Source organism: Mycobacterium sp. (genome assembly GCF_049647605.1).
Taxonomy (GTDB): domain Bacteria; phylum Actinomycetota; class Actinomycetes; order Mycobacteriales; family Mycobacteriaceae; genus Mycobacterium.
Map to the genome: position 1 here is coordinate 20584 of NZ_JBARXZ010000031.1, position 20830 is coordinate 41413.

General features: G+C 67.0%; 19 protein-coding genes. 13 read left to right on the plus strand and 6 right to left on the minus strand.

Annotation, left to right across the window (positions count from 1 at the left end; all coding sequences use genetic code 11):
* The first annotated feature begins 75 nt into the window (after positions 1-75).
* From WBB07_RS04705 to WBB07_RS04725, 5 genes are all read left to right on the plus strand, one after another.
* The gene (locus WBB07_RS04705) at positions 76-819 is read left to right on the plus strand and encodes a glucose 1-dehydrogenase (RefSeq protein WP_526305228.1); all 744 of its coding nucleotides are present in this window, start codon (positions 76-78) and stop codon (positions 817-819) included.
* Positions 820-1360: 541 nt separating this feature from the next.
* Complete coding sequence (locus tag WBB07_RS04710; protein WP_526305230.1) at positions 1361-2725, plus strand: hypothetical protein; 1365 nt, start codon at positions 1361-1363, stop codon at positions 2723-2725.
* Positions 2726-3044: 319 nt separating this feature from the next.
* On the plus strand, positions 3045-4091 hold the full coding sequence (locus WBB07_RS04715; RefSeq protein WP_526305232.1) for a GGDEF domain-containing protein: 1047 nt from the start codon (positions 3045-3047) through the stop codon (positions 4089-4091).
* A gap of 60 nt (positions 4092-4151) precedes the next feature.
* Positions 4152-5057, plus strand: a complete 906-nt coding sequence (locus WBB07_RS04720; RefSeq protein ID WP_526305234.1) for a LysR substrate-binding domain-containing protein — start codon at positions 4152-4154, stop codon at positions 5055-5057.
* 46 nt (positions 5058-5103) lie between these two features.
* Entirely contained in the window at positions 5104-6324 is a 1221-nt protein-coding gene (locus WBB07_RS04725) for an MFS transporter (protein WP_526305236.1), read from the plus strand.
* 6 nt (positions 6325-6330) lie between these two features.
* Here WBB07_RS04725 and WBB07_RS04730 read toward each other — a convergent pair whose 3' ends face one another.
* Both WBB07_RS04730 and WBB07_RS04735 read right to left on the minus strand, forming a co-directional pair.
* Positions 6331-7206, minus strand: coding sequence for a rhomboid family intramembrane serine protease (locus tag WBB07_RS04730; RefSeq protein WP_526305238.1), 876 nt, complete (start codon positions 7204-7206; stop codon positions 6331-6333).
* 135 nt (positions 7207-7341) lie between these two features.
* Positions 7342-8580: a CynX/NimT family MFS transporter gene (locus tag WBB07_RS04735; RefSeq protein ID WP_526305309.1), complete on the minus strand. Its 1239-nt coding sequence runs from the start codon at positions 8578-8580 to the stop codon at positions 7342-7344.
* A 66-nt stretch (positions 8581-8646) separates the two neighbouring features.
* Between WBB07_RS04735 and WBB07_RS04740 the strand changes: the two genes are divergently transcribed.
* The 6 genes from WBB07_RS04740 (at position 8647) to WBB07_RS04765 (ending at position 14390) form a co-directional block, all read left to right on the plus strand.
* Positions 8647-9309, plus strand: a complete 663-nt coding sequence (locus WBB07_RS04740; protein WP_526305239.1) for a FadR/GntR family transcriptional regulator — start codon at positions 8647-8649, stop codon at positions 9307-9309.
* Positions 9310-9404: 95 nt separating this feature from the next.
* The gene (locus WBB07_RS04745; RefSeq protein WP_526305241.1) at positions 9405-10157 is read left to right on the plus strand and encodes an HAD family hydrolase; all 753 of its coding nucleotides are present in this window, start codon (positions 9405-9407) and stop codon (positions 10155-10157) included.
* A 61-nt stretch (positions 10158-10218) separates the two neighbouring features.
* The gene (locus WBB07_RS04750) at positions 10219-10686 is read left to right on the plus strand and encodes an Rv1352/Rv1906c domain-containing protein (protein WP_526305243.1); all 468 of its coding nucleotides are present in this window, start codon (positions 10219-10221) and stop codon (positions 10684-10686) included.
* 4 nt (positions 10687-10690) lie between these two features.
* Complete coding sequence (lipE, locus tag WBB07_RS04755) at positions 10691-11926, plus strand: lipase LipE (protein WP_526305245.1); 1236 nt, start codon at positions 10691-10693, stop codon at positions 11924-11926.
* Between the two features lie 69 nt (positions 11927-11995).
* Positions 11996-13207: an acyl-CoA dehydrogenase family protein gene (locus WBB07_RS04760; protein ID WP_526305247.1), complete on the plus strand. Its 1212-nt coding sequence runs from the start codon at positions 11996-11998 to the stop codon at positions 13205-13207.
* The gene (locus WBB07_RS04765; RefSeq protein ID WP_526305249.1) at positions 13170-14390 is read left to right on the plus strand and encodes an acyl-CoA dehydrogenase family protein; all 1221 of its coding nucleotides are present in this window, start codon (positions 13170-13172) and stop codon (positions 14388-14390) included. The genes WBB07_RS04760 and WBB07_RS04765 overlap by 38 nt, the downstream gene beginning before the upstream one ends.
* On the opposite strand, the gene WBB07_RS04770 is transcribed toward WBB07_RS04765, so the two are convergent.
* Both WBB07_RS04770 and WBB07_RS04775 read right to left on the minus strand, forming a co-directional pair.
* Positions 14369-15478 carry an FAD-dependent oxidoreductase gene (locus tag WBB07_RS04770; RefSeq protein WP_526305251.1) on the minus strand — a complete coding sequence of 370 codons (1110 nt, stop codon included), beginning with the start codon at positions 15476-15478 and terminating at the stop codon, positions 14369-14371. The genes WBB07_RS04765 and WBB07_RS04770 overlap by 22 nt on opposite strands.
* Positions 15475-16356 (minus strand): DUF1295 domain-containing protein, encoded by an 882-nt coding sequence (locus WBB07_RS04775; protein ID WP_526305253.1) that lies wholly within the window; start codon positions 16354-16356, stop codon positions 15475-15477. Before WBB07_RS04775 ends, WBB07_RS04770 begins: the two co-directional genes overlap by 4 nt.
* A 367-nt stretch (positions 16357-16723) precedes the next feature.
* Between WBB07_RS04775 and WBB07_RS04780 the strand changes: the two genes are divergently transcribed.
* Both WBB07_RS04780 and WBB07_RS04785 read left to right on the plus strand, forming a co-directional pair.
* Complete coding sequence (locus tag WBB07_RS04780; RefSeq protein ID WP_526305255.1) at positions 16724-17767, plus strand: extracellular solute-binding protein; 1044 nt, start codon at positions 16724-16726, stop codon at positions 17765-17767.
* Positions 17768-17835: 68 nt separating this feature from the next.
* A complete protein-coding gene (locus tag WBB07_RS04785; protein WP_526305311.1) occupies positions 17836-18483 on the plus strand; it encodes a VTT domain-containing protein in 648 nt (215 codons plus the stop codon).
* A 49-nt stretch (positions 18484-18532) separates the two neighbouring features.
* Here WBB07_RS04785 and WBB07_RS04790 read toward each other — a convergent pair whose 3' ends face one another.
* Complete coding sequence (locus WBB07_RS04790; RefSeq protein ID WP_526305257.1) at positions 18533-20083, minus strand: threonine/serine exporter family protein; 1551 nt, start codon at positions 20081-20083, stop codon at positions 18533-18535.
* Between the two features lie 45 nt (positions 20084-20128).
* Positions 20129-20758 (minus strand): cutinase family protein, encoded by a 630-nt coding sequence (locus tag WBB07_RS04795; protein ID WP_526305313.1) that lies wholly within the window; start codon positions 20756-20758, stop codon positions 20129-20131.
* Positions 20759-20830 lie beyond the last annotated feature (72 nt).

A 20830-nucleotide genomic window follows, 5' to 3' on the forward strand; every position in this document is an offset into this window, starting at 1 on the left:
GAGAGTATGCGGGCTTCGCGGAAAAATTGAAACATGTTCTAGTTTCAGATCGGGGGTGCGGTAGCCTGAGCCCCCATGGGACGCGTGGACGGAAAAGTTGTACTGATCAGCGGCGGAGCTCAGGGGATGGGCGCCGCACACGCCAGGATGCTGGTGGCCGAGGGCGCCAAGGTGGTGATCGGCGACATCCTCGACGAGAAGGGCGAAGCGCTGGCCGCCGAGCTCGGGGACTCCGTGCGCTACGTCCACCTCGATGTCACCGACGCCGAGCAGTGGGAGGCCGCGGTCAACACCGCCGTCGACAACTACGGCTCTCTCACCGCCCTGGTGAACAACGCCGGCATCGTCGCCCTGGGCAAGATCGGCAAGTTCGACATGACCAAGTGGCAGAAGGTCATCGACGTCAACCTGACCGGGACGTTCCTCGGCATGCAGGCCGTCGTGGAGCAACTGCGGGCAGCCGGCGGCGGATCCATCATCAACGTCTCCTCCATCGAGGGGCTGCGTGGCGCGCCCATGGTGCACCCGTACGTGGCGTCCAAGTGGGCGGTCCGCGGGATTTCCAAGTCGGCGGCCATCGAACTGGGCAAGGACAACATCCGGGTCAACTCGATCCACCCGGGCTTCATCCGTACGCCGATGACCAAGCACTTCCCGGACGATATGGTGACGGCCCCGCTCGGCCGTCCCGGTAAGCCCGACGAAGTCGCCACGTTTGTGGTGTTCCTCGTCAGCGACGAGTCGTCATTCGCCACCGGCTCGGAGTTCGTCATGGACGGCGGACTGGTCACCGACGTGCCCCACAAGGACCTCTTCTGAAGTCAGACGGGCCGCTCTCACGAGCGGACGACCCTGCTTCGAGAGCCGACGCCGGCCCAGCCGGACAAACTGGCAGCACGCGTCAACAGATTGCGCTCTGCGACGCCCGCGAACTCCGCTGAACGGCGCCACCCCGTCGGCGAGCGGTTGCCGTAAGAGCAGTCACGGTGTGCCTGCCGGTCGGTCACACGCAGCCCGGCACCGCCGCTTCGGCAAACTCCGACCCGTTCCTTTTGCAAATAGTGCGCCGCACGCTTCGCCACCAGCGGAAATATTGAATCCATTGCGATGTGGGCGGTGGACGCCACGGCGGTGCCCATATCAGTCGGACCCGAGGGAACTGGCCGCAATTCTTTGCGTCAGCGTCAATGTTCGTCACGCAGGAACGCCAGTCAGCTAACGCGGAGACTCGGCTAACTCGTTCGCTCGCCAAAACGGCCACCGAGGCAACCTCGAGCAATTTACATATTCCGGCCCTTTGTCCACTTACATCTGAGTAAATTTCCGCGGATCACGTTCACATGCGTCCCGAGGAGAATTCATGCATGTTGCAGCCCGGTCGTACCTAGCAACGGGAATCGCGCTCGTTGGAGCCGGCGCCATCGCGATCAGCCCGCTGTCGCCGGTGAGCTCGCAGTTGCCCGACATCACGGTGCCGGCCATCTCGTCGGTGCCCGTTGCACTGTCCTCGCTGACCAATCCCATCGAGCTGTGGGTTCAGGTCCTCACGGGTGCCGTCGACAACGCCGGAACCCTGGGGCAGGACTGGCTCTCCGACCCCGCACCGCTGCTGCGCCAGTTCATCACCAACCAGATCGGCTACCTCGAGACCCTCTCCACCGCCGGCGGCGACGTGGTGACGGGATTGGTCAATTACCTGACGCCGAGCAATCCCTATGGCCTGGTGGCAGGACTGCAGAATGCGTTCGGCGAGCTCGCCGCCGGTGATATCGCTCAAGGTGTCTCCACCTTGCTCACCGCGTTGATCACCGCCCCGATCGTCGGCGCCATCGGTATCCCGCTGCTGGGGTCCGGCCTGTTGGAGATCCCGGTCACGATCGCCCAGAACGTCACCGACGCCATCACCGCCGCGCTCAGTTTCAACACCGCGCTGCCATTGCTGTTGGGCACACTCGGGCCCGTGCTGGGGCCCCTGAATTCACTGGGTACCACAGGACAGGAGATCTACGACTCGCTCGCCGCCGGCGACATCATCTCGGCTCTCACCGCGGTGGTCAACATCCCGGCGGTACTGACCGGCGCAGCGCTCAACGGATTCACGGGCGTTGACGGAACCTTCTTCCCGGGCCTGCTGAGCTACGACGCCGCCGGGTTTGCCGGGGGCCTGGTCCAATCGATGCTTCTGACCATTCCGCGCGCCCTCGCCGCCGCCATCGGCGCCTCCCCACCAGCCGGCAGGACCGCCGGCGACGAAGTGTCGGCCCTGACCACCGATCCCGCTGCGACGGTGACCCTTGACATCGCCGCGGCCAAGATGGTTGCCGTATCCGACTCCGCAGCCGATTCAGCTCCCGAAGCCGCAGCCGGTCCGGCGACCGACTCGTCAGCCGATTCGGCTCCCGAAGCCGCGGCACCGGAACCAGCCGGCGCAGCACCGATCGCTCCGGTCACCGATGACCAGACCCCGGCCGTCGACGAAGCCACCGACGAGACCTCCGAGGAAGCGGCAACCGACGACGCCGAGACCGAGGCGACCCCTCGGGACGAGGAGAGCGACACCCCGTCCAGAGGCAACGCCGGGAATGCCGGCTCCGGAAGCAACGATTCCGGCAGCAGCAGTTCCGACAACGGCAGTTCCGACAACAGTGGCAGCAGCAACAGCGGCGGCAAGAAGGAGCGCGCCAGCAAGAGCAGCAGCAAGAGCGCCGGCAAGGACGCCGCGTAACCCACCGTCGACAGCCGGCCCCCGCCCTCCGGTGGGGGCCGGTTCTGCGCGCTGATCCGACAAAATTTGGCCGCTCCTCAGCTGATCCTGGGAGGTCCGCGCAACCGTCGACCCGAGATCGTGAGACTTGGTACCGTTCCCCCACGACCGAATCCAGCTGTACGAGAGCACTCCCCCGTCTGGCACCCGCCAGACGTAGTGCTGACCGCACAGGACACAGGAGGGGGGTCCTAGAGTGATGGTTTTCGGGCGGTGGTGGCGCCAATCCGACCACTTCTATTGGTTGACAGCACTTTTGGCCTCGCGTGGCATGCAGCCGATGACGTGCCGGTTCGTGGCGGCTGCCGTGCTAAGCCTCACCGTGGCCAACGTCGCGATGCTGTGGAGCCCGGCTGGGCCTCAGGGCACCACAGCCCGGGTGACGGCCACGGTTGTTGCGGCGCTGTGCACCGCGATGGCGGCGTTGTGGTTGTCGCCGAGGTGGCCGAGCAAGGCCGCATCCATCACGTTTGTGGCCGTCGTCGGCGGGTGCCTCGCAGCATCGTCGCTGGTGCAGACGAATCCGGTCGCCGGTTTGGTGGGCTGCACCGCTTTTGCTGCGCTCGGCGGCTACGTCGCGTTTTTCCACACCCCGCGACTCGCGTCGCTCATTCTTGCCGTCGCAGCCGTCACGTCGGGGGTGCTCGCGACCCGACTGGCCGCCGAGACCGACCTGGTGTTCGCCGTGTGCGCGCTGCTCTTCCTGGCGATGATCAACGTCTCGGTCCTCATCGCCTGCCGGGCGGTGATACACCTGCTCGGTGTCAATGTGCTGGCCGCCGATATCGACCGCCTCACCGGGTTGCTCAACCGGGATGCCTTCTACCGGGCCACCGGGGCGTTGACCTCGGCCCGGGGCCGGGTCGACGACCGGTACCTGGTGGTCCTGTTGGTCACCATGGACAACTTCAACCTTCTCAAGAGCACGCTCGGCTCGACCGCCTGCGATCGGGCGCTGGTCGCAGTAGCGCAGACGTTGCGGGAAACCACCCGCAGCAACGCCGTCGTCGGCCGCATCGGTGACGCCGAGTTCGTCATCGCCGACACCTTCGCTTCCACGGACTCCTCACCGCTGGTGGAACGGGTCCGCGGGGCGATAGCCTCCACACCGCCTCGGTTGACTGCCAGCATCGGAGTGGTGTGTACGCCGCTGGCAGCGCTGTCCGATTGTCCGCCGGAGGAGCTGCTCGACGAACTCATCGAGCTGGCCGGCGGTTCGATGGCCGACGCCCGGCGCGGCGGCGGCAACCAGGCGCGCTACACCGTGTGCCCGGCACCCGCGGCGCTGGATCCGGGGAATCGGCTCGAGACCGACGACCAGTGGTGAGGTTGATACCTCAGCTGAAACACATCCGGCCCCTTCATACGTGCTGAGTATCATCGAACGGTGAATCTCGACGAATTGCGCTGGTTCGTCGTGCTGGCCGAGACCGAACATGTCACCGACGCCGCTGCCGCTCTGCACATCAGTCAGCCCACGCTCTCCCGGGCCCTCGGCCGACTCGAAGACGAGGCTGGCGCACCCCTGTTCAATAGGGTGAACCGCCGTCTGACCCTGAACGCCTACGGCCGAATCCTGCTCGAGCACGCGCGGCGTTCCACCGCCGAGATCGACGCCGCAATCGAGCGGATCGCGGCGCTGCGCGACCCGGACACCGGCACCGTCAGATTGGCGTTCCTGCATTCGGTGGCCAGTTGGTATGTGCCGGAGCTCCTTCGGCGCTTCCGCGACGGGGCACCGAACGTGCAGTTCGACCTCTTCCAGGGCGCCGCCCACACGATCGTCGGGCACCTGGTCACCGGACGGGCCGACCTGGCGATCACGTCACCACGCCCCACCGGATCCGAATTCGGCTGGCACCGGCTCTATGAGGAGCGATTGTGCCTGGCAGTCCCACGCGGACATCGTTTTTCCGAGCGCACCAGCGTCGACCTGAGTGATATCGCGGCGGAACCGCTGGTGGCCCTGCCGCCCGGATTCGGGCTCCGTCAGCTCACCGACGAGTTGTGGGCAAAGGCCGACATCGCACCCCGGATCGTGTTCGAAGCCATGGAGATTCCCGCGGTGGAAGGACTGGTCGCCGCAGGATTCGGTGTCGCGGTGGTACCACAGCCGCGCCCCGGCCGCAGCGAACCATTGTGCGAATACGTCACGCTGTCCGATCCGGGCGCGCAGCGGCAGATCGGCCTGGTGTGGGCAACAGAGCGCGAGCTCCCGCCAGCTGCCTGGAGATTTGCGGAGTTTGTCAGGTCGCCCATCGAAATCATGCTCACCTCGCATGGTGACGATTAATTTCATGCATTGGACACATTGAACCCGCCCTCTTAGCGTGGGCCGAGTGTCCGTGGAGTTCCAGTCGTCGAGCAGCGCGCCCGGATGGGTCGGCCACTCCAGAGGCTCCACGGAGTACCGCCGCCTCCTGGCCGCGCTGTTCTGCGCCGGCATCGCCACCTTTGCGCAGCTGTACTCGCCACAAGCAGTGTTGCCGCAGATCGCTCAGCAGCTGGGCATCGGCGCCGCCCAAGCCGCCCTGACGGTGTCGGCGGCCACCATCGGGCTGGCGCTGGCGGTGCTGCCCTGGTCGGTGGTGGCGGACCGGGTGGGCCGAGTCCGGGCCATGTCGGTGTCGGTCACCGCCGCCACCGCACTCGGCCTGCTGGTGCCGTTGGCGCCCACCTACCAGATACTGCTCGGTGGCCGATTCCTCGAAGGCCTGGCACTCGGCGGCGTTCCGGCCGTTGCGATCGCTTACCTGTCCGAAGAGATCGAGCGACGCCATTCCGCACGTGCCGCCGGTATCTATGTGGCGGGAACGACAATCGGCGGGCTCTCGGGTCGGCTGGTCGCCGGACCGATCGCCGAGACGGTGCACTGGCGGATGGGGATGTTCGCCGTGGCGGTGCTGTGCGCTCTGGCCGCCGTCGGCTTCATCGCCCTGGCTCCACGGCCGCAGGGGTTTTTGCCGACAACCGGGCGCGCCATCAGCAACCTGGCCCACCGCCTGGCCGCCAATCTGCGGTCGCCGCGACAGCTGGCCCTCTACTCACAGGCGTTCCTGCTGATGGGCGGATTCGTCGCGCTCTACAACTTCCTCGGATTCCGGCTGACCTCGCCCCCGTTCAACCTGCCGCAGGAACTCGTCAGCCTGGTGTTCCTGGCATATCTCGCCGGCACCTGGGCCTCTTCGCAGGCCGGCGCACAGGTGCGCCGCTTCGGCCGCAGGACGGTGCTGCTGGTGTCGATCGGTGTCATGACCATCGGCGTGGCGATGACGCTCAACGATCACCTCGCGCTGGTGTTGGGCGGTCTGGTGGTCGCCACCGTCGGCTTCTTCGGCGCCCATGCGGTCGCATCCGGCTGGACCGGTATCGACGCCGAGACCGGCAAAGCGCAGGCGTCATCCCTGTACAACCTGGCCTACTACGCGGGGTCCAGCGCCGTGGGGTGGTTCGGTGGCATTGCCTTCGATGCGCTGGGTTGGCCCGCCGTCGCCGGCACTGTGCTGGTGCTCGTCGTCATGGCAGGAGCCGTTGCCGCCGTGGTGTTACCGCGCAACTGATTTCGGTCAGCCGATCCCGAATTGTGCGTACAGCGACTGAGTTCGCCACCAGATCGAGGCGATGAACACCACCAACAGGGCCACGACCAGACCGGCTTGCAACAAGGTTCGACGGTCCCGCGGCGCGTAGACGAAGCCGGCCGCCACCAGCCCGCCCGTCACCAGCCCGCCGAGATGACCCTGCCAGCTGATGTTGTGTGAACTGATCAGTGGAACCACCAGGGTGAACGCCACGTTCAAGCCGATCAGCGTGACCACCCAGCGCACATCGAGTTTGAGACGCTTGGCGATCACGAACGTGGCACCGAAGAGCCCGAAGATGGCCCCGGAGGCGCCGGCCGTCGCGGTGTTCAGCGGTGAGAGCAGATACACCAGAACCGAACCGCCGAGTGCGCTCAAACCGTAGAGCGCACCGAAGCGCAGCCGTCCCAACAGCAGTTCCAGCTGCGGGCCCACCACGTACAGCGCCCACATGTTGAAGAGGATGTGCATGATGCCGTAGTGCAGGAACGCCGAGGTCACGAGTCGGTAGAGCTGACCGTCGGCGACCGCGGGCGGCCACAGGACCAGTTGTCGCTCCAGGTCCGGTGAGGCCATCTGCAACAGGAACGCCAGAACGTTGATGGCGATCAAGGTGTAGGTCACATAGGGCACCGCGGTGCCCGGCCGCTTGCCACCGAACTGACCGACCGGCTGGCGCACCGACTTGGCGCCTTCGTTCACACACTCGACGCACTGGTGCCCGACAGCCGCCGACCGCATGCACTCCGAGCAGATGAAACGGTGGCAGCGGGTGCAGCGGACGTAGGTCTGGCGGTCCGGATGGCGGTAGCAGGTGGGAACGCTCGCGGGCGCTGGCGGTGGGGTGCCGGGATAACTCATCGGCCTGCTCTCATGCTGCCCACAATAGTTGTCGTCGATTCCGGGCGTTCAAAGCCGCCACCGCCGGCAAGCAGTAGTGCTGCGCTACACGCCAACTCGGTCGTCGACCAGGGAAACACCCAAGAAGTGACAGCCCTAGACGTATCGGTTGCGTCCTGCGATCGCACCGGTAACCAGCTGAACGGCATAGACCACCAGGAACATCGTCCACGAAACCGTCCAGCCGCCGGTCACATCGTGGAGCAGACCGAACAGGAACGGGCCGGCGCCGGCAATCAAGTAGCCGAATCCCTGCACCATCCCGGAAAGCTGGGCGGTCTCATCCCCGGTCCGGGCCCGCAGCGCGATGACGGCCAGCGCCAGCGCAAAGACACTCTGCCCCACTCCGATCAGCACGCTCCACAGCACCGGTTGCGCCGCCGGAGCCAGCATCACCCCGACGATGCCGGCCACACCGAACACGCCGAGGCCGACGATCCACCCACTCTGACTGCCACGACGGGCCGCCAACGGCGAAACCACCAGGGCGATCGGCACCCCGATCAGCGCCGTCAAACCCACCAACATCCCGGCCTGCGCCTTGGGCACCCCGTGGGTGATGAAAACCTCTGGCAGCCAACCCATCACGATGTAGGCCATGAACGCCTGACAACCAAAGAACAGGGTGATGGTCCACGCCAATCGGTTACGCAGGAGCGAGCGCCGCGCCCCGGTCCGCACCGCCGATTTCACCCAGGCGCCGCCGTGACGACGCGACACCGGCACCCACACCGCAAACGCCGTGAGCGCCAACACCGCCCAGATGCCCAGCGCCGGTCGCCATCCCCCCATGGGGTCTTCGATACCTGGGGTCAATGCCGACCCCAGCGCCCCACCGGCTTGCAACGCGGCGGTGTAAATGCCCGTCATCAGGCCGATCCGGGCCGGAAACGACCCTTTGATCACAACCGGGATCAGCACGTTGATCAAGGCGATACCCGCACACACGACCAGGCTGGCGCCCAACACTGCGTGGGATCCACCGAGGGCGCGGACGGTCAGGCCGGCCGCTATCGTCAACAGCGACAACGAGATGGTGCGCCCCAAACCGATCCGGGCTGACAGTCGCGGAGCGGCCAGCCCGGCGGCGGCAAAACACAACGCGGGCAACGTCGTGAGGACTCCGGCCCAGGTGGCCGAGACGCCGAGGTCGGCACGGATCTCACCCAGCAGTGGCGCCACACTGGTCACCGCCGGTCGCAGGTTCAGCGCGGTGAGCACCACCGCGACGGCCAGAAACGCGCCCCCCGTGGCCGCCGACACCGGGGCGGTCCGGAACTCGGCCTCCCCGGCGAGACTCGAGGACAGGCCGTCATTACGGCCGGCATGTTTCATCGATGTTTCAGAACCCACGGCTGCTATCGTGGCATACATCCCATGATTGGATGAAAGGGCGTATCTGTGCCGTTGGTCACCACCCGCCGGTCTGGACTGGTCGAGCAGGTCATCGAACAGCTCCGTTCGTCGATCACCAGCGGCGAATGGCCCGTCGGTGCTCGCATCCCCAAAGAAGCCGAACTCACCGAAGGCCTCGGAGTGGGTCGCAACACCGTCCGCGAGGCGGTCCGCGCACTGGCCCACGCCGGAATCCTGGAGGTCCGACAGGGCGACGGCACCTATGTGCGCGCCACCAGTGAGGTATCCGGCGCCCTCCGGCGACTGTGTGGCAGCGAACTGCGCGAGATCCTGCAAGTACGCCGAGCCCTGGAAGTCGAAGGCGCCAGGCTGGCCGCCGCCAACCGCACCACCGACGAGCTCGCCGAACTTCGCGCCCTGCTGGCCAAGAGCCACGAGTACCTCAGATCGGGGGCCGATGAATTCGCCCGGGCCGACACCGATTTCCATCTCGCCGTCGTCCGGTGCTCACACAACACCATCCTGATCGAGCTGTACCGCGGCCTCCTGGAGACCATCGCCGCCGGCGTGGCCACCGCCACCGAAACACTGGGCGGGCCACTCGACCATGCCGACCTGGTCGAACACATCGCCGCCGGCGACCAACACCGAGCCGCCCAGGTGGTGGGCACCCTCGTTGACCACATGCTCGCCGGCATCGACAGCTGAGAACCGTCACCGCACGTTCCGTCTCGCACCGGGCGGACACCAGAGGCGGCGGTAGCCTGGACCCAGGCAACATCCCCGCCGAAGGAGCCGGCCCCATGAACACTCCGGCATCCACGGCCGACCTGGTGACCGCGATCTCCGCGGGCCCCGCCGGGCCACAGATCGGCGCATTCTTTGATGTCGACGGCACCCTGGTGGACGGCTTCACCGCGGTTCCACACGCAGGGCACCGGATCCGTGCGCGCCAAGCCAGAATCGGCGAGATATTCGGTGTCATCGAGGCCGCTACCCGATATCGCCTCGGCAGGATGGAGTTCGAGCGGCTGGTCGTTCGGGCCGCTGGTTATCTGCGCGGCGAGTCGTTGGCCGCCCTCGACACCCTCGGAGCCGACCTGTTCGACCGACGGATCGAGCGGCGGATGTTCACCCAGATGCGTGCAGTGGTGGCGGCCCATCAGCAACACGGGCACACCGTCGTCCTCCTCACCTCGGCGTTGACCATCCATGTCGAAGCGCTGGCCGGCTCGCTGGGCATCTGCCACGTGCTGTGCAATCACTTCGAGGTCGACGACCAGGGGCTGCTCACCGGGCAGATCCGCACGCCGATCATCTGGGGCCGGCACAAGGCCGATGCGTTGCACCGGTTCGGCCGGGAGCACCGGCTCGACCTGGCCGCCAGCTACTTCTACTCCGATGGCGACGAGGACCTGCCGTCGATGCGGCTGGTCGGCAATCCCCGGCCGGTGAACCCGCGTCGCGAGCTGGCCGCCGCCGCCGCCGAGCTCGGCTGGCCCGTGCTGCGGGTGAGCAACCGCACCAACCCCTCCGCGGGGGTGCCGGCGCCCTGACCGGCCGATCGTGGCACCCCGCTCTCAGTTAGCTCGTCTACTCTTGTGTGCTGTGTGGAGGATGAAATCGGCGGTATGGGTATCGGCACTGGCGCTGGCGGGTTTGTTCACGGCTGGTAGCGCCCACGCTGAGCCCGAGCCGACTCCGGAGCCGGCTGCGCCGAAAACCTCCATCGAGGCCAACGGCACCTACAACGTCGGCTCCGACATTGCCCCCGGCACCTATCAATCCCCCGGCCCGCTCGCCGACGGCGCCTGCTACTGGAAGCGAGTCGGCGGCACCGAGATCCTGGACAACGCCATGAGCAAGAAGGCGCAAGCCGTCCAGATCGAACCCACCGACACGGCGTTCACCACCAGTGGCTGCCAGCCCTGGCAGAAGACCGATTGCGCCCCGGGCTGTCTGCCCGCCCCGGCGTCACCGCTGGATGTGCTGAGCCAACTGGGCCGCGTGCTGACCGGCCCCAAGACGCCGCCGGCCCCGTCGGCCCCGGCTCCTGCAGAAGCACCTGCCACCCCCACCCCGTAACGCCATGTCCGAAGACGGCCGGATCGTGGTGCCCGCCGACCTCGACGCGGTCACGGCGATCAGCGACGAAGACCACTCCGGGATCGACAGCGCCGCGGTGGACCGGATCTGGGGTGCGGCCCGCCATTGGTACGCGGCGGGAATGCAACCGGCGATCCAGGTCTGCCTGCGGCACAACAGCCGGGTGGTGCTGAACCGGGCCATCGGCCACGGTTGGGGCAACGGACCCACCGATGCACCCGACGCGGAGAAGATCCCCGTCACCACCGAAACACCCTTCTGCGTCTACTCCGCAGCCAAGGCCATCACCACCACCGTGGTGCACATGCTCGTCGAACGTGGCGAGTTCGCGCTCGACGACCGGGTCTGCGACTACCTGCCCAGCTACACCAGCCACGGCAAGGACCGCACCACCATCCGCCATGTCATGACCCACAGCGCCGGGGTGCCGTTCGCCACCGGGCCGCGACCGGACCTCAAGCGGATGAACGACAGCGAATACACCCGCGAGATGCTCTCCCAGCTCAAACCCCTTTACCGGCCGGGACTGGTTCACATCTATCACGGCCTGACCTGGGGCCCGTTGATGCGGGAGATCGTCGCCGCGGCAACCGGTCGGGACATCAGGGAGATCCTGGCCACCGAGATCCTCGATCCACTCGGGTTCCGCTGGACAAATTACGGTGTGGCAGAAGTTGATCTACCGTTCGTGGCGCCCAGTCACGTCACCGGCAAGCCACTACCCCCGGCGATCGCGAAGGCGTTCAAGATCGCCATCGGCGGCACCCCGCAACGGATCATCCCGTTCTCGAACACGCCGGCGTTCCTCACCAGTGTCATCCCGTCGTCCAGCACGGTCTCGACCGCTGCCGAGCTGTCGCGGTTCGCCGAAATCCTGGTCAACGGAGGCGAACTCGACGGGGTGCGGGTGCTGCGGCCCGAGACGCTGCGCGCGGCGACCACCGAGGCCCGCCGGCTGCGCCCGGATCTGGCGACGGGGCTGATGCCGCTGCGTTGGGGTACCGGATTCATGTTGGGCTCCAAGCGGTTCGGCCCGTTCGGCCGCGACGCCCCGCAGGCCTTCGGACACACCGGACTGACCGAGATCGCGGTGTGGGCCGACCCGGCGCGCAATTTGGCCGCCGCGGTCGTCAGCAGCGGCAAGCCGGGCCGCCACCCCGAGGCGGGCCGGTACACCGCGCTACTGGACCGGATCACCTCAGACATCCCCCACGCCTGAACCCTCGTTCCGTCGCAGGAACCCCACCCCGGCCGAAGTTGACGATTGTCAATTTTTTATGGTGATGTGATGAGCGCCACATCTGACGAGGATCGGGTCGTCACCCTCGCGCGGCGGGTCGTGGCCGAACACGACCCCAGATCCGTTCCGGTCCACGAGTACCTCGGTGCCTGTTTTGATGCCGGACTGTCCTGGGTGCACTTCCCCGACGGGCTGGGCGGGCTGGGGGTGTCCCGCGGCCTCCAGGCCGTCGCCGACCGCATCCTGCAGGGCGCCGGTGGCCCGGTTCCCTTGGGACTCAACCCGATGGGTTACGGCATGGCCGCCCCCACCATTCGTGAGCACGCCCAAACCGATGACGTACGACGACGGCTGCTGCGTCCGCTGGCGACCACCGAGGACATCTGGTGCCAGCTGTTCTCCGAACCCGGTGCGGGTTCGGACCTGGCGGGTCTTGCGACCTCCGCGGTGCCGGAGGGTTCCGGGGAAGACACCGAATGGGTGATCAACGGGCAGAAGGTGTGGACCAGCCTGGCCCACCGGGCCCGCTGGGGCCTGCTGCTGGCCCGCACCGATCCCGACCTGCCAAAACACCAGGGGCTCACCTATTTTGTGATCGACATGCACGCCCCCGGCGTCCAGACCCGGCCGCTGCGGCAGCTGACCGGCCAGGCCGAGTTCAACGAGGTCTACTTCACCGACGCCCGCATCCCGGACAGCCTGCGCCTGGGTGCGGTGAACGACGGTTGGCGCGTCGCGATGACCACACTGATGAACGAGCGCAGCGCCCTGGGCGGCAGCGGTTCTCGCCGCGGAGCCGGCACCATCGCCGATGCCACCGCACTCTGGGCGTCCCGGCCCGGGCGCCAGACGCCGGTGCTGCGCGACCGGTTGACCCAGCTGTGGCTGCGCGCCGAGGCACAGCGGCTCACCGCGGAACGCTCGCGAGCCGCGGCCACGGTCGGCGGCCCCGGCCCCGGCCCCGAAGCCTCCATCGGCAAGCTGGTCGGTGCGGAGCTCAACCAGAACATCTACCAGTGGTGTATGGATTTCCTTGGCGCAGAGGCGATTCTGTACCACACCTATGATCTTCTGAACGAAGAGGACGGCGCGGATTGGCGGGGACCGGTACAACAGCGGTTCCTGCGCAGCCTCGCGAACACCATCGAGGGTGGGACCTCGGACATCATGCGCAACATCCTGGGCGAGCGGGTGCTGGGGTTGCCCGGCGATCTGCGGGCCGATGCCGGGATGCCGTGGAAGGAGATCCCCCGTGGTTAGTGCCGGTCAAGCCCCATTCACCTTCAGCGCCGAGCAGCAGGAACTGCGTCGCGCGGTGCAAAAGTTCTGCGCCGACAACTTCGACGAACAGTCGGTGCGCCGGCTGATGGAGTCCACACCGGCCTACGACGCCCACGCCTGGACACGGCTGGGCTCCGAGCTCGGCGTACTGGGGCTGGCAGTACCCGACGACGACGGCGGGGCCGGCGGCACCCTGGTGGACCAGGCGGTGGCCGTCGAAGAGCTCGGCGCCGCCCTGGCCTGCGGGCCGGTGTTCGGCACCGTGTTCTTGGCGATTCCCGCACTCGTGGCGGCAGCACCGAGCCCGGCACGTGAGACCCTGCTCGCCGACCTCAGCGAAGGCCGTCGCACCGCCGCATTTGCCGTGCCCGAACGCGCCGGAGATTTCGACCCGGGCGCGATCACGGTCAGCGCCACCGAATCCGGCGACGGGTTCACCGTGTCCGGCTCCATCGAGGCAGTTGTCGACGCCGGTGCGGCCGACGTACTGCTGGTCGCGGCGACTGGGCCCCGCGGCGCGGCGCTCTACGCGGTCGACGGCACCACCACCGAGCGCACCGAGCTGGTCACCCTCGACCTGACCCGGCCGCAGGCGTCGGTGCGGTTCACCGACTCCCCGGCTCGACTTGTCGCCGGGCCCGACGAAGCCGAACGGGTGATCACCAACGCGCTGCGGGTCGGTGCGGCGCTGCTGGCGGTGGAGCAGGTGGGTGTCGCCGCCCAGCTGCTCGATGTGGCTGTCGACTACGCCAAAACACGCCTGCAGTTCGGCCGGCCGATCGGATCCTTCCAGGCCGTCAAACACCGGCTCGCCGACATGCTGGTCGAGGCCGAACACGCCCGTTCGACGGCCTATCACGCCATCTGGGCGCTGACCGACGGCTCCGATGATCCCGCGCTCGCGACCAGCATCGCCCAAGCGACGTGTTCGGCTGCTGCAGCCCGGATCGCCGCCGACTCCATTCAAGTGCTCGGAGGTATCGGGTTCACCTGGGAACACCAGGCTCATCTGTACTTCAAACGCGCCACCACCGATGCGGCGCTGCTGGGTTCTGCTGAGCAGCACCGTGATCGGGTGGCAGCACTGACCGTTGATGTGGCCTCACCGGACCGGGCCCCGACGGTGGCCACCGGGGCGAGTCAGTTCCGGATGCCCCGGTAGATACCGCGGCGCACGATCCACGGCTGTAGCACCCGATTGACGGACCACAACGGGAAACGCAATGCCTGGCCCGACGGAGCGAACACCTCGAGCCCGTCCGGCTGCACGCCCAGCACCGATCCCCAACGACGCCTCGGCGGCCGGTAGTCGCGAAGCCGCCGGCCCGCGAGATACGCAATCACGTTGCCTGCCAACAGTTTGTCGGCGCGGTTGCGCGCCGAGCTGCGCAGCGGATCGGTGGCCGCCACATCGCCGATCGCGAACACGCCGGGGTGGCCGGGAACCTGCAGGTCAGCGTGCACCCGCACAAAGCCGTTGTCGTCGAGGAGGTCACCGGGCAGCCAACCGGTGTTCGGCCGGACCCGGCCGATCGTCCAGAGAACCGCAGCTGCCGTCGCCGGTGGTTGCCCAGTACTCCAGTGCACCGGCTCGTCGGTGATCCGGTCGAGCCGGAACCCCTCGGGAATCACGGCCCGGTGGCCGGGATGCAACACCACCCCGGCATCGATCAACCGGCGCCGCACCGAGGTCCAGGTCCGGGGGTGGTGCTCGAGCAGCGCACGCTCACCCGGGTAGTAGAGGTGAATCGCCTTCTCCGGCCAGGTGATTGCCACATTGGCAGCGCTACTCACCGCGGCTGCTCCCCCACCGACCACCATCACCGATTCGGATGCCGCCAATCGGGTGTGGACCCGCTGCAGGTCTTCGCCGACGTCGGTGGCGTGCTGCATTGCCGGTGAGCGCCAGAAGCCGTTGGTGACCCCGGTGGCGATGACGAGGACGTCGTAGTCCTCCCGGGTCGTCGTTGCGTCGGCATGAACGACCGTCACTGATCGGGTGTCGAGGTGAAGTCCGGTCAGCACCCCGTGCACGGTGCGGACGCGATCGAGCCCCCGGAACCGGTCGAACGGGATCCAATAGTCGCGGGCCCAGTCGTCGGGCCGGGCCAACCGCACCCCCAACTCCTGACCGCTCACCAGTGCCGGTTTCGCCGAGATCCCCACCACGTCGAGATGCCTGGCCAGCCGGATCGCCGTCAGCACCCCGGCATCACCGAGCCCGGCGATCACCACCCGATGACGGCTCACCGCGGCGACTTCCGTGGCGGCCGGGGCACAAATCGTGGAACCCGGTCGATCACGTCCTGATACTCGGGCCGCCGCGCCAGACTGCGCGTCTCCATCATCGGGATGCTGGCGCCGAGGAACATGGCGAGCATCGCCACCGCCCCGAGTATCAGCCACCACCAGCTTGCGGGCGCGACCGCGATACCGAACAACGCCAGCGCCAACCAGAAGGAGAACTCGCCAAAGTAGTTGGGGTGTCGCGACCAGCCCCAGAGGCCGCGGTCCATCGTCTGTCCCGGTCGGTGCTGCCGGACAAACCGGTGCATCTGGACATCGGCGATCAGTTCCAGCACGACCGCGCCGACCCCGAGGACAAACGCGATCACGGTGAGCCACCCGAGGTCTGGGCCGGGACGGGTGACGACGACGTAGGCCGGGATCATCGCCAGGAAAACCTGCAGTGTCGGGATCAGATGGATGGCAACCAGATCCGCGACGAATTCGAACCGGCCCGCACGGTCTCGGAACATCGGGTAGCGCCAGTCTTCATGGTGCAGACCAGGAAACGTGTACACCCAGTTTGCAGTCAACCGCACCGACCACAGCAAGACCACGGCCGCCAACAGCCAGCACCGTAGCTGGTCGAATCCCACTCCACCCTGAATCCACCAGTAGATCAGCAGCAGCGGCGGTGCCACGCTCCAGTAGGCGTCATAAAAGCTGGAGTTGCGAAAGATTCGAGAGAATGCGAACACCACCACGGTGGCAAGCAGGTCGGCGATCAACGTATCGAGCCACAGCATGCCGGTTTTCGGCGCCCACACCAGCCATGCCGCGGCCGCGAGGATCGCCACGGAATAGGCGGCGGCGATCAACGCCAGCGATGCCGCTTTGCTCATTGCTCCAGTCAATGGTGATCACCATTTCTTCATGAAGTTCTCCATGAGGTCGGAGAGCTCCGTGCCCCGAGCGGTGCGCTCAGCACGGCAGTGGCCTCCGAATGAACCCGATCGACCGAACAGTAACACGTTCCAGTTTCTGCATCGTTGCGATTTGCGCGAACTTCATCAACTCCGCTTTCGGCACCGTTCGGGACACTTTCGGCCCCAATCGGGACAGCTGCCACGCCACGAATCACCCGATCAGAACGCCGTTTTGAGTGCGCACCCGAACACGCCGCAACGAGCCACCCGCTATGCTGTCGGCAAACAAGTTGCGGATGTTCGCTCTGTTCGGCGTCTGCAATCCCCAGACCAGGACACAACGATGACCGACACGGACGCGACAGGCAGGCGGCGGCGCCTTTTCCCGCTCTCCATCCCGATCTCCGTGGTGGCCGCTCTGGTCGTCGGGTGTACCAGCGAAACCTCCGAGGCAGGATCAGAGGAACCGCCGGACGGTTCGGTATCGCTGTCGGTACTCGCCTTCACATCCTCCGCGTCCGGCTGGAACGCCAGCATCCCCGCGTTCACCGCCACCGACGGCGGCGCCGGCATCACGGTGAAGACCACCTACGGGCCGTCCCCCGAACTGGCCGACATGGTTCGACAGGGCGACCCGGCCGATATCGTCTACCTGGCCGATCAGCCGAGCGTCAACAGCCTCGTCCTGGAGGAGAAGATCGCGCCGGATTGGGATACCGGACCACACGGCGGCCAACCGTTCGGGTCGATCACGACCTTGGTGGTACGCGCGGGCAATCCGCTCAACATTCACACCTGGAATGACCTCCTGCGCCCCGGTATCCAGGTGATCGCCGCCAATCCGGTGCTGTCCGGATCCGGGAAATGGGGTTTGATGGCGGCCTATGCCAGCGCCAGTGACGGTGGCCAGAACGAGGAGGCCGGGGTCGACTATCTGAACAAGTTGATCCTCGAGCACGTGGTCGTCGGTCCGACCACGGTGACCGAATCCATCGATCTGTTCCTCGCCGGGACCGGTGATGTGCTGATCGCACCGGAGAACAGCGCCCTCGCCGCCGAGGGCCACTCGGCGGCCATCGAACGGGTGGTGCCTCCTCAGACACTCAAGATCGACAGCCAGGCCGCCATCGTTGCCGCAAGCCGGCATCCGGACGAAGCCAAGCGTCTGCTGGAGTTCCTGTACACACCAGAAGCGCAACGCCTTTGGGCCGAAGCCGGCTTCCGTCCGGTGTTGCCGGACGTCGCGCAGGAGTTCGCAGCAGACTTCCCGGCACCGCGGAGGCTGTGGACCATCGAGGACGTCGGCGGCTGGGCCGTGGTCGGCCCGAAGTTCTTCGATCCCGAGAACGGGATCGTCTCCCGGATCTTCGAGCAGGCCACCGCCTAGCGGCATTCGCCCACCGTTTGCCCTGGAGCAATGTTGCGCCAGTAGTTTTGTGGGCTGTGACGGGGGCCCTGGAAATGCCGATGGCGTTACCCGAAGTCATGGATCCGATGTACTGGCTCGGCATGGATGGGCCGTTCGGATCGGCGGTGCTGATCGGGGTCATCGTCATAGTCTTCGTCGAGACCGGACTGCTGTTTCCGTTCCTGCCCGGCGACAGCCTGTTGTTCACCGCCGGACTCATTGCCGCGCAGCCGAACTCCGCCGTCGATCTCTGGACCGTCGGTCCGTGTGCCGCTGTCACCGCGGTGGGCGGTGGACAGCTCGGTTACGCACTGGGCCGGCGCATCGGGCCGTCGCTGTTCCGGAAGCCGGACGCCCGGTTCTTCAAACAGCGTTATCTCATCGAATCACACGATTTCTTCGAACGACACGGCGCCAAAGCCCTGGTGATCGCACCGTTTGTGGGCGTGGTCCGGACCTTCACCCCCGTGGTGGCCGGGATCGCCGGAATGCGCTATCGAGTGTTCTTGGCCTTCAACATCATCGGAAGCAGCGCCTGGGGGATCGGTCTCACCACCATCGGCTTCTTCCTCGGCAACGTCGATTTCGTGGCCCGCCATCTGGAGTTGATGGTGCTGACCATCGCGCTGCTGTCCTGTCTTCCCGTCGTGATCACGGTGGTGCGCGCGACCGTGCTCAGCCGGTCACGCCGCTGAAAGACGCCATTCGGCAGGTTGATCCCGCCCGGACGTAGGCGCAGATCGCCTATGTTGTCCCGCTGTCGCTGCCGGTCTCCTCCCCGGTCGGCGTCAACGCCACGCTGCGCGCCCGGGACGCCGGACCGGCCGGAGAGGTGCCACCGGTCGGTCGCCGTCGCACTGCCCGGCCCACCGCCCGGCGGATCCCCGGTTGTTCGGGTTTGCGCATGAACTCGCCGATGCGGCCCTCCCGGTATCGCAAGGGCGCACCGATGAACTCCCCCATCACCACACCACTACCGATCGCCAGCGCGGTCGCGCCCGCGGCCAGCATCTGCGCCAGCCCGTCGTCGAACCGCTTGTCGACGGCAAAGGCGAACACCGCCTGGAACACCGCCAGTCCGGGGAGCAGCGGGGTGATGCCTGCCGTCGCGGTGACCAGTGCCGGCGCCTGCCTGCGGATCGAGATGAGGGTGGCGAACAGGCCGACGCAGACCGCGGCCGCCCCGGTGGCCAGCACCTGGCCGAAACCCATCGCGCCGAAACCGATGGACACCGACGACGCGAGCGCGGCTGCGACGCCGGCCGTCGCCGCCGAACGCAGGGAGCCGTAACTGGCGATGGTCAGGCAGATACCGGCCAGCGCGGCCCCGACGATGGCGACGGCGATCGTCTCGGGCCGGCTGGGGATCACGAAGGTCTGGCCGACGTCGACATGCAGTTCGATCTCGACGCCGGCGGCAGTCACCAGTTGCAGCGCGGCCAGGATCCCGACGACGATCCCGGCGGTCAGGAACAACGCATCGCCGAGCCGGGCGAGCGCGGTGATCATGTATCCGGTCAGGGCATCCTGCATCGACCCGACGATCGTCATGCCGGACAGCAGCACCACGATTCCGGTGGCCACCACAGCGGCCAGACCTTGCCCGGTGAACTGGTACACCGCCACCGCCACCAGCGTCGCGATCGTGGCTCCGACGGCGTGCTGGAAGAAGAACGGGGTCTTCATCCGGTTGAGCATCCGACCCACACGGTCGATCACCGCGGACGTGAGAGCGGCGACCACACAGGTCAGCGGCGAGCCGCCCAGCAGCATCGCGATGCCCAGCGCAAATCCCGTCCAGCCGAGAGTGGCCAACCATCTCGGGTACGGGTGGGGCTGCTCGGTCAACTCGTTCATCGCCTCGTGGGCTTCGCTGACCGAGACACCACCCGCGGTGATCCGCTGGATCAGCTGATCGAGTTGGGACAGGCGGGTGTAGTCGATCGAGCGGGTCCGCACCGATCGCACGATCGTGACCGGCGGGCTGTCGGCGGTGGGCAACGCCGAGACGATGATGGTGGTGAAGGTGATGTCGACAACGCAGTCGGTGAGCTGGAAGGCCTGGGCGACGTCCTGGGCGGTGGCGACGACGTCGGCGGTGCCGGACCCCGAGGACAACATCACCTCGGCCAGACGGATGGTGAGGTCCAGTACGTCCCGGGTGTGCCGGTCGCCCATCCCGCCGGCAGTGCGGCGGCGCTGGCCGGCGACGGGCGCCGGGTCCCGGCTGCCCTTCAGCGCGGCTCGTAAACCGCGGCGAATACCCACTCTGCGGCTTGATCCTTCGTTGTCCATCAGCGAGCACAATAGGGCGCGGTCGCGCGCCACCGAAGCGCCATCTCAGTCCCGGGGCTGGAGGTGACCGGCGATCCAGTCGGCGGCGGTTTTCACCAGACCGGACTGCCGGTAGCTGGTGTGGGCGTCGACATCGCGGCCGGCCGAACAGATCGGGTCTCCGGTATTGCACAGGTCAGCTGTTCGCCCGCCATATACCGGGCTCATCATCGTCAGCGGCATACCCACCCGCGCCGACGGGTTGCCGAACACGGCAATGGCCGCGATGTTGGGCGCCACCGAGCCGGGCAGCGGGGCGGTGAAACCGAGCCCCGGCACCGGAGAGGTGGTGACCACATCCATGACCGCGGCGCCCTGGGAGTAGCCGCCCAGAACGATCTTGGTGTCGGGGCAGCGTGCGGCGGTGGCTTGGATGCGTTTGCTCGCATCATTGGCGCCGGCGGCGATCTGCAGGAAATCCCACGAAGCGGGGTACCTGACTGCGTACGTCCCGATCGATTTGCCCTTCACCAGCGGCTGCAAGGTCTCGACGAGGGCTTGGCCCACTTTTCCGAGGCCGGGGACTTCATCGGTGCCGCGCGCGAAGACGACTTCGATGTCTGGGCACTGGGGGGCGGCTGCGGCCGGCGCGGCGACGCCGATCACGCCGGCGCCCAGGACCGCGACCGTGGACAGTCCCGTGAGCAGCCGCGCCGCCGTTGACCGACGACCGGCTCGGCGGGCAGCACTACCGGTGGGCACGGCCGT

Excerpts from the sequence above, each read along its gene's own strand:
- WBB07_RS04705 (WP_526305228.1), top strand. The coding sequence starts at position 76 with ATGGGACGCGTGGACGGAAAAGTTGTACTGATCAGCGGCGGAGCTCAG.
- WBB07_RS04710 (WP_526305230.1), top strand. The coding sequence starts at position 1,361 with ATGCATGTTGCAGCCCGGTCGTACCTAGCAACGGGAATCGCGCTCGTT.
- WBB07_RS04790 (WP_526305257.1), bottom strand. The coding sequence starts at position 20,083 with ATGGACAACGAAGGATCAAGCCGCAGAGTGGGTATTCGCCGCGGTTTA.
- WBB07_RS04745 (WP_526305241.1), top strand. The coding sequence starts at position 9,405 with ATGAACACTCCGGCATCCACGGCCGACCTGGTGACCGCGATCTCCGCG.
- WBB07_RS04760 (WP_526305247.1), top strand. The coding sequence starts at position 11,996 with ATGAGCGCCACATCTGACGAGGATCGGGTCGTCACCCTCGCGCGGCGG.
- WBB07_RS04765 (WP_526305249.1), top strand. The coding sequence starts at position 13,170 with ATGCCGGGATGCCGTGGAAGGAGATCCCCCGTGGTTAGTGCCGGTCAA.
- WBB07_RS04715 (WP_526305232.1), top strand. The coding sequence starts at position 3,045 with ATGACGTGCCGGTTCGTGGCGGCTGCCGTGCTAAGCCTCACCGTGGCC.
- WBB07_RS04780 (WP_526305255.1), top strand. The coding sequence starts at position 16,724 with ATGACCGACACGGACGCGACAGGCAGGCGGCGGCGCCTTTTCCCGCTC.
- WBB07_RS04775 (WP_526305253.1), bottom strand. The coding sequence starts at position 16,356 with ATGAGCAAAGCGGCATCGCTGGCGTTGATCGCCGCCGCCTATTCCGTG.
- lipE (WP_526305245.1), top strand. The coding sequence starts at position 10,691 with ATGTCCGAAGACGGCCGGATCGTGGTGCCCGCCGACCTCGACGCGGTC.
- WBB07_RS04735 (WP_526305309.1), bottom strand. The coding sequence starts at position 8,580 with ATGAAACATGCCGGCCGTAATGACGGCCTGTCCTCGAGTCTCGCCGGG.
- WBB07_RS04750 (WP_526305243.1), top strand. The coding sequence starts at position 10,219 with ATGAAATCGGCGGTATGGGTATCGGCACTGGCGCTGGCGGGTTTGTTC.
- WBB07_RS04730 (WP_526305238.1), bottom strand. The coding sequence starts at position 7,206 with ATGAGTTATCCCGGCACCCCACCGCCAGCGCCCGCGAGCGTTCCCACC.